Source organism: Nitrospirota bacterium (genome assembly GCA_016178585.1).
In the GTDB taxonomy this organism is placed as follows: domain Bacteria; phylum Nitrospirota; class Nitrospiria; order JACQBW01; family JACQBW01; genus JACOTA01.
This window is the reverse complement of record JACOTA010000048.1, coordinates 1-8,034: the sequence shown is the minus strand read 5'-3', so window position 1 is coordinate 8,034 and position 8,034 is coordinate 1. Positions and strand designations below refer to the sequence as shown.

The following is an 8,034-nucleotide window of genomic DNA, read 5'->3' as shown; positions in this document are numbered from 1 at the left end:
GAGACCCTGGCATGCGATTGTCTCTTGCATAGGAGACAATATGCCATATATGGATTTGGAAGTCCAGCAAAAAATGAAACCTTACTTTAGGCGGGGGAGACCTGAGTAGTTACAAAAATCCTACAATATATTGATAAAATGAGGACCTAATTTATTTACCCAGCCCAGTCTTTACATAACAGTTCGGCTTGTTCCATGACGGTTTGGGTTGCTTTTTCCTGTTTGTCTGGGGGATAACCGTACTTCCGGAGAATCCGTTTTACCAACGTCCGCATTTTAGCGCGGATATTTTCTTTAACCGTCCAGTCAATGTTGACATTCTGCCTGATGGTTCTCACCAGCTCATGCGCGATTTCCCGTAAGGTATCGTCCCCTAAAACTTTAACGGCACTATCATTCGTTTCCAAAGCATCGTAAAGGGCCAATTCGTCCTCAGAAAGCCCCAGGTTTTCCCCCCGCTTGTGAGCGTCTTTCATTTCCCTGGCAAGCCGGATCAACTCCTCGATGACCTCTGCCGCTTCAATGGCCCGATTATGGTACTGAAGAATTGTTTTCTCCAGCATTTCGGCAAAGGAACGGGACTGGACGAGATTTCTTTTAGAAGTCAATTTAATTTCATCGTTAATCAGTTTCCGAAGGAGTTCTAGAGCCAGGTTTTTATGGGGATAATCCCTGACTTCCGCGAGAAATTCCTCGGATAGAATCGAGAGGTCCGGTTTTTTCAGTCCGGCGGCGCTGAAAATGTCGATGACCTGTTCCGAGGAGACCGCTCTAGAGACAATTTGTTGAATTGACGTATCGAGATCTTCGGGATGTTGTCCAGGTCCTTCCGTGTTTTTCACCAAAGCCGCCCGAATCGCATGGAAAAAGCCGATTTCTTCGCGTATCGCCAGCGCTTTTTCATTTGGAACCGCCAGAGCAAAAGCCCGGGAGAGGTCGGTGACGACTTTCATAAAGCGGTTTTTACCATCTTGAAGCGATAACAAGAAATCTAGCGCGGCGGGAATTACCCGTACTCGTTCCGCTGCCGTTCCCCTGAAAAAAGGTTGATAATCAAATCCGTGGAATATCCCTTTCATAATCTCAAACTTTTCCAGAAGAATCCCGACAGCGACCTCTTGAGGAATCCCCGCTTGATCCCGGTCTCGTTCCGAATATTCCGAAAGCGCTTTTTTAAGTTCATGGGCGATTCCAAGGTAATCAACAATCAAGCCCCCTTGCTTGTCTTTAAATACCCTGTTGACCCTGGCAATGGCCTGCATCAGAGAATGATCCTTCATCGGCTTGTCAATATACATCGTGTGCAAAGAGGGAACATCAAACCCGGTTAACCACATATCCCGGACGATCACCAGCTTGAACGTTTTTTTATCATCTTTAAAATAATCTCCAAGCTTTTCACGCCGTTCTTTGTTCCGGATATGCCGTTGCCAATTCACGGGATCGGTAGCGGAACCGGTCATTACTACTTTTAAAAATCCCTTGTCATCGTCGGCAGACTCCCAGTTAGGACGAAGCGCGATAATTGCGTTATAAAGATTAACGCAGATTCTCCGGCTCATGCCGACGATCATCCCTTTTCCATCAATGGCTTCAAGCCGTTTCTCAAAATGATCGACAATATCTTTGGCCACAAGATGAACCCGTTTTTCAGCGCCAACTAAAGCTTCAATCCTCGCCCATCTGGATTTCAGCTTCTTTTTAACCGATTCTTCTTCTCCTTCGGTCACCTCTTCAAATTCAGGGTCGATCTTGGGTTTCTCTTCTTCTTTAAGATCGAGCTTGGCCAGCCGCGCTTCATAATAAATGGGGAGGGTTGCACCATCGAGGATGGCCTGATGGATGTCATATACATCCACATAATTTCCAAAGACTGCCGGGGTACTCCGGTCGGACTTTTCAATCGGAGTAGCAGTAAAGCCGATAAATGAGGCATTGGGGAGGGCGTCTCGAAGATGACGGGCAAATCCATCCATAAAATCATACTGGCTTCGGTGGGCTTCGTCGGCGATGACAACGATATTCCGGCGGTCTGACAAGAGGGGCATTCGCCCCTCTCCCTCACCTTCCGCTTCGCTTCTCCCTCTCCCACTGGGAGAGGGTTGGGAAGAGGGTACTGCCTCTGGTGGCATGAACTTCTGGATCGTGGTAAAGACCACTCCGCCGGAAGCAACTTTTAGCAGTTCTCGCAAATGAGAGCGATTTCCGGCCTGAACAGGGGTCTGGCGCAACAGTTCATGACAGGCGGAAAAGGTTCCGAAGAGCTGATCGTCCAGATCGTTCCGGTCGGTTAACACCAGAAGGGTTGGGTTTGCCATTGTCGGATGGAGAACCAGTTTTCCGGCATAAAACATCATTGTCAGGCTTTTACCGGATCCTTGAGTATGCCAAACAATCCCGGCCCGTTTGTCACCTTTGATCGCGGAAACCGTTGATTCAATAGCCTTTTGCACGGCATGGTACTGATGATACCCCGCCATCTTTTTGATATTCCCTTTTTCATGAAGTTCAAAAACAACAAAATGACGCATCAAATCAAGAAACCGCTCTTTGTTAAACATCCCTTTAATCAAGACTTCCAATTGAGGAAGTCCGGCTGGTGCCGGATTAATCCCATCCAACGTTTTCCAGGGCATGAACCGTTCCAGATTGGAGCTAATCGTTCCTGCTTTGGCTTCCGTCCCATCGGATATCACATTGACTTCGTTATAGATGAAAAGGGAAGAAATTTCGGCTTTATAGGTCTCTATCTGTTTAAAGGCATCTCGAATGGTGGCGTTTTCGTCGGCGGGGTTTTTCAGCTCAATGACCCCTAAGGGGAGGCCATTGATAAAAACAACCATATCGGGTCTGCGATGATGATTGTTTTCAATGACCGTAAACTGATTAACAACTAGCCAGTCGTTGTTTTCCAGATTTCCGGAATCAATTAGAGAAACATAGTCAGTAACGGCTCGGCCATCTTTTTGATGTTCAACAAGAATGCCATTTACCAAAAACTGGTGAAAACGGTGGTTATTCGCAGAGAAATAGGGGTGTTCAATCCGGTTAAGGATTCGAATCGCTTCATCAATCACTTCGGCTGAAAGGGTGGGGTTAATTTTAGTCAGGGAGGAATGAAAACGGGAGGTTAGAAGAGTATCGGAGTAAGAAGCTCTTTCCGATAAAAGCTCTCCCGGCGCGATATCAGGGCCATGAAGAATGGAATAGCCTAATTCCTGGAACCAGGAGAGCGCAGCCTCTTCAAGATCAGATTCGGTCATTCCAGCCATTAATTATTTTCCTAAACATAAATATTAATATTCAGTTTCCTCTTTTATTTTTTTGATACCAACCATAAAAGCGCTAAAATACCACCTAATAAAAGTAACGTCTGTGTATTTTCAAATTGGAGTTTTCTCTCTAATAGACCTTTCTCAATATTTTTAAGCGCAGGTCCTGGATTATTGGGATCAATTTTTTGATACGTTATTCCATTTAAGCAGCCCAGATCTGAACTTGAAACCCCAGGAGCCACCAATGGAATAATAGTTTTTGTTTTAGCCTTTGCACGTCCAATTTCTTGACCAACCGACATTGCCCGAGAAACAGTTTTATCTGAAATGACCGCCAAGACCAAATCAGACTGATCAATCCAGTTGAAAATGGTTGGCCATGCTTCTTGACCAGGAACTTTACTTTTATCCCAAAAAAGAACTTCCACATGGGGTCTGAGATATTCTGCAATCCGATGAACAAGAGATAAATCATCTGTACTGTAACTGATAAATATTTTCATATATCCACCTTTTTCATAATAAAGCGTAATCTTTTTATAAAGGGTCGTGCTAAAAAATGGTGGCGCCGATCCTTTGTAATAATCCCTCATACAAATCCGTTTCATCATTCCAAAGGATATGGTTATATTGCCGGGTATCAAAGTGAAGCTTGGCTTCATCTGTTTTCTTACAGGTCCAAATTACCGGGATTCCTAAACCCAATGCGAACCCTGCCTCAAAATAAACGCCCCCTTTTTGTCCTGTAAAATCAGCAACCATAAACCTACTTTTTCGAATTTCGGAAATGATAAGGTCGCATATCTTTTCATTATGTTCTTGAAGGTCCACTCTTAAAGGTTTGTACCCTATGGAGGTAATTGCTTTTCCGATCCCATTTTTATAGGCGTTATCGAGGTCAGGATTAAATGACATCGCTACAAATGCCTGTTTCGAATCCTTTCCTGAAACGGTTCTTTCAAGTTCTGCTATTCGATTCCATCCTTTAACTGTTAAAGTGATGGTAGTTATTTGAGGGGTTCGTTTTATATCAATTAAACCGACTTCAAATAGAGCCCTTGTAATAAAATCGAATTCTGTTTTGTTTTCTGCAAAAAATACAGGATAATCAGTCTCAGGACTTAAGTTTAACTCTTCGCCTAGATTCGAGATTAGTCTTTGTAGGTTTTTTAACGCCCGATCAAGTCTTTAAGACCAGCGATAGACTTCGCACCCACTTATTAATCATGTCATTGCGAGCACCGAAGGGTGCGTGGCAATCTTATCGTAAAGTCTTGAGATTGCTTCACTTTGTTCGCAATGACAGCTTTCTAACTCTGTTCTTGGGTTCTATTACGGCCGGAACTTTGATTGGTAAAGACTCTGAAAGGGTATTCATCACGTCCTTAGTTGAAAGGCTTGATTTATCCACCAGATCTTTTGCATGAGAATCAAGGTCCACTTTTGGCAAGTCTCTGTGAATTGATCTTTCTCTTATAATCGCAGAAAATTTGGCTCTATCTCCTTTGAATAAAGATTCAATTTTTGTTTTGGTCGCTTTGGATAAAGTATATTTGCCGCAAACTTCACAATCATAAATAAGGATGTTTCCATAATCTTCGTTGCTGATTTTTGCATTAAGGTAATTGCAGAGTGGACATTGGCCCGTATTTAACACTACACTCTCCCGGTCGTTTGTTTATGCCTTACAACATTTTTAGGGTTCCCCACCCGTATTTCTCCCGACAGTAACTTCGGTAGCAATAAATCTCGAATGTCGGCTAGTGTGCGGGTTTCACAACGATTGGTATAAGCCTTTTCGAATAACGGTTCTACAGCATGATTGAAAACCCGTAGAACATCATCTGGAGGAAAGACCGTTTTTAGCCGCTTCAGATCTTGGACAGTGACATGACCAAGGCCTGTAGTTTGCTTGTTCCTGGCAATCTCTATAAACACTGACTTGAGATGCCGGAGAAGGAAGTAAACAAATAATTTTTCTAGTGGTCTTTTTATTTGTATCTTAAATATGTGTTGATTCAACCAACCATTTTCCCCGGTCCATATAAAGGTATCGATAGATGTATCGGGACTTCCAGACCAGGAAAACAGAATATTTCCCGAACTGATAAGGTATTTTTGCTCACGAATTACCTCTGTGAACTTGGTCTGGCTTGTAACCCCGTCTTTTAACTCGCCAATTTTTATTACCGGTAGCCCAAACCGTTCTGGTGAGAAGTCATCATTCCTGAAGGCTAAGCCATTAATGTATCCGGCACAGTCATAAAGGGCGCAAACCTCCCATCCCTTTGGAATTTTGCCGAGGGCGGAGTTTTGAAAGGAGTCGGGGAAGAGGGCGGCGGTGGCGGCATCCATGCCAGATGGTTTACGGCCTTCGGCTTTGGCGAGGACAGGGTCAAAGTCCACAAACCAGGATTTAAAAATCGCCTGTGCCATTGCTTCCAGTGTTGCATTCATTTTCCGGTTTAGCTCTATTTTATCATCCAACGTGCCGAGGATTGTGGCAATGGCTTTTTGTTCATTTATGTTAGGACATGGGACAAGCAAATTTTCGATCATCCCTTTAGTGAGGGCATTTCGCGTTGCCCCAATTGCTGCCATTCCCAATAAATAGGCCTGCTGTTTTGGAGAAATAAGGAAATATCTTAAGAACCTTGCATCTAATTTTTCGGGATTAGTACGAATTATTGCCACGTGCTGATTAACCCGTGCTGGAAGATAATCTTTTGGAGCAATGCATGTTCTTGCCACCGAATCCCCCGTAATATTTAAGAGGACATCATTTTCTTGAACTGAAACTCCTTCCAGTTTCAACGCTTGATCTTCGGAGATGCGTGCTAAACCGTCAACCTTAAAGCCGTCATTATAAACATTCTGGCTACGAATTAACGTAAATGGACCGTTTTCAAGGTATGACTCGCCACCTCCCCTTGGCGTTGCTCCACTCCCTATTTTTTTACATAGATCGCCAAGCCTTAACATAGGCCAACTCTCATTCGCAATCCCCATTTCCTTTAAATTCTCATGAACTATTCTCAATTCTGGCACTCTCCAAATTCTTGTGGCTTCTCGTTTCACGGGAATGAAACGATTGTTCTCTCGCTTTCATTGTGCATGAGGCTCTTGCACAAATTGTCCTACATTTTGTCGGATAATTCCGGGGTCCCGACGAAAAGGAACGAATCGTGCCACAGGTTGCCGCACAATTACGGAGTCAGGCTTTTTGATCTTTTTCTTATTAGCCATACCCTAATTCCTTTAAATTCTTCCGATTTATGCTGCCATATATTCCCGAACGTCCACTTGTACCCCCGTTTTTGCCGCTGTTTCTGCGGATTTCAGCAATTGAGCGGTTGTCTTCTCATCGATATATTCTTCGCCACAGTTAGCACAAACCTGGGCTGGAACGCCTTTAATAACAAGCGTCACTCCATCCCGCTCCAGGGTCACGGTTCCCTTACCTTTCTTTGTTTCTCCTTGTTTACAAATAACACATTTCATTTTGTTTTCCTCCTCAAAAGGACAAGCCGTTCATAGGTCATATCCCAATTCCTTTAAATTAAGTGAAATCTCAACGCGCATCTTCAGCTTCCCTTACCTGTTCTTCAATGAAACGTTGGACATCCTCCTTCTTTGGCAGTTCAAGTTGATACTTGGAGACGAAAAGGTGGTTGTCCATACCAGCCAGAGCGTATTCGACAAGCGCATGGTCTTTGTCTGTGCATAGCAGGAGACCGACAGGCGGGTTATCTCCCTCCGTCATCATGTTTTTACGATACCAATTAACGTAAGTGTTGAGCTGGCCGAGGTGTTCATGCGTGAAAGCCGCAACCTTCAATTCCACGAGCACATGGCACTTGAGGACTCGGTGATAAAACACCAGGTCTACAAAACCGTGAGTTCTGCCAATGAGAATGCGCTTTTGCCGCGCTTCAAAACAGAAACCGTGGCCCATTTCCAGCAGAAATTCCTGCAACTTGTCGAGGATGGCGTCCTCCAATTCGGATTCACCCATGACCTCTCGCGGTTTGATTCCGAGAAACTCGAAAACATACGGATCGCGGACGGCAAGGCGCGGCTCTGTTTTATGCGCGTCGGCTTGCACCAATTTGACCAGCCTGGCTTTGTCCTCCGACAGGCCGGAACGTTCGTAATAAAGAGTGCCTATCTGGCGTTTAAGCTCGCGTACTGACCATGCGCCACGGATGCACTCAGATTCATAGAAGGCGCGCTGGCCTGGGTCTTTAATGATGACAAGTTGTTCCAGGTGGCTGTAGGAGAGTTTGCCGGCAATATTTTTCGCTGTGAGTTTGAATTGTGCGGACGCTGTCCGCACTTTTTCTTTCACCATTAGACTATCATGAGCCTGCTGGATAACGTTAACAAGAGCCGCGAAGTCCCATTTTTCCTGCTTAGTCCCCATATCCCAATCCCTTTAAATTCTCCCGAATCTGGGCTTCCAGTTTCGCGCTTTCAGAAAACTGTTCCTCTAGTTTCGCAGTAAGCCGCTTCACTTTGTCTTCGAATGGTTCGTCATCCTCTTCAATTGCCTCTGCGCCAACATACCGGCCAGGGGTGAGAACATATCCATGTGAAGCAATTTCTTCTGTGGTAACGCTTTGTAACTACTCAGGAGTGTCAGGGAGGAAAAAGCATTTCAGGCAAGTACGGTTGACCTGTCAGGGACTGGGAAATGGATTGCAAGAGGTTCCAGCCGTTTTTACGAGCTGTGGATAGGTAGCTTCTGATGCGGGCAAAG

6 protein-coding genes and 1 pseudogene are annotated in these 8,034 nt (G+C 44.7%); all 7 read right to left on the bottom strand.

The features are described 5' to 3' along the window. Positions 1-155: 155 nt before the first annotated feature. A complete protein-coding gene (locus HYR79_08675; protein ID MBI1821766.1) occupies positions 156-3,272 on the bottom strand; it encodes a type I restriction endonuclease subunit R in 3,117 nt (1,038 codons plus the stop codon). A gap of 44 nt (positions 3,273-3,316) precedes the next feature. Next, positions 3,317-3,778 carry a toll/interleukin-1 receptor domain-containing protein gene (locus HYR79_08670; GenBank protein ID MBI1821765.1) on the bottom strand — a complete coding sequence of 154 codons (462 nt, stop codon included), beginning with the start codon at positions 3,776-3,778 and terminating at the stop codon, positions 3,317-3,319. Between the two features lie 49 nt (positions 3,779-3,827). Then, complete coding sequence (locus HYR79_08665; GenBank protein MBI1821764.1) at positions 3,828-4,190, bottom strand: hypothetical protein; 363 nt, start codon at positions 4,188-4,190, stop codon at positions 3,828-3,830. A 741-nt stretch (positions 4,191-4,931) separates the two neighbouring features. Continuing rightward, complete coding sequence (locus HYR79_08660) at positions 4,932-6,284, bottom strand: restriction endonuclease subunit S (protein ID MBI1821763.1); 1,353 nt, start codon at positions 6,282-6,284, stop codon at positions 4,932-4,934. Positions 6,285-6,548: 264 nt separating this feature from the next. Then, on the bottom strand, positions 6,549-6,776 hold the full coding sequence (locus HYR79_08655; GenBank protein MBI1821762.1) for a type II toxin-antitoxin system MqsA family antitoxin: 228 nt from the start codon (positions 6,774-6,776) through the stop codon (positions 6,549-6,551). A gap of 70 nt (positions 6,777-6,846) precedes the next feature. Continuing rightward, positions 6,847-7,698 carry a DUF1016 family protein gene (locus tag HYR79_08650; protein MBI1821761.1) on the bottom strand — a complete coding sequence of 284 codons (852 nt, stop codon included), beginning with the start codon at positions 7,696-7,698 and terminating at the stop codon, positions 6,847-6,849. Then, positions 7,688-7,897: pseudogene (locus HYR79_08645) on the bottom strand (SAM-dependent DNA methyltransferase). Before HYR79_08645 ends, HYR79_08650 begins: the two are co-directional and overlap by 11 nt. Positions 7,898-8,034 lie beyond the last annotated feature (137 nt).

What these genes read in the sequence shown, in the direction of transcription:
- HYR79_08675 (MBI1821766.1), bottom strand. Translation starts at nt 3,272, where the DNA reads ATGGCTGGAATGACCGAATCTGATCTTGAAGAGGCTGCGCTCTCCTGG.
- HYR79_08670 (MBI1821765.1), bottom strand. Translation starts at nt 3,778, where the DNA reads ATGAAAATATTTATCAGTTACAGTACAGATGATTTATCTCTTGTTCAT.
- HYR79_08665 (MBI1821764.1), bottom strand. Translation starts at nt 4,190, where the DNA reads ATGTCATTTAATCCTGACCTCGATAACGCCTATAAAAATGGGATCGGA.
- HYR79_08660 (MBI1821763.1), bottom strand. Translation starts at nt 6,284, where the DNA reads ATGGGGATTGCGAATGAGAGTTGGCCTATGTTAAGGCTTGGCGATCTA.
- HYR79_08655 (MBI1821762.1), bottom strand. Translation starts at nt 6,776, where the DNA reads ATGAAATGTGTTATTTGTAAACAAGGAGAAACAAAGAAAGGTAAGGGA.
- HYR79_08650 (MBI1821761.1), bottom strand. Translation starts at nt 7,698, where the DNA reads ATGGGGACTAAGCAGGAAAAATGGGACTTCGCGGCTCTTGTTAACGTT.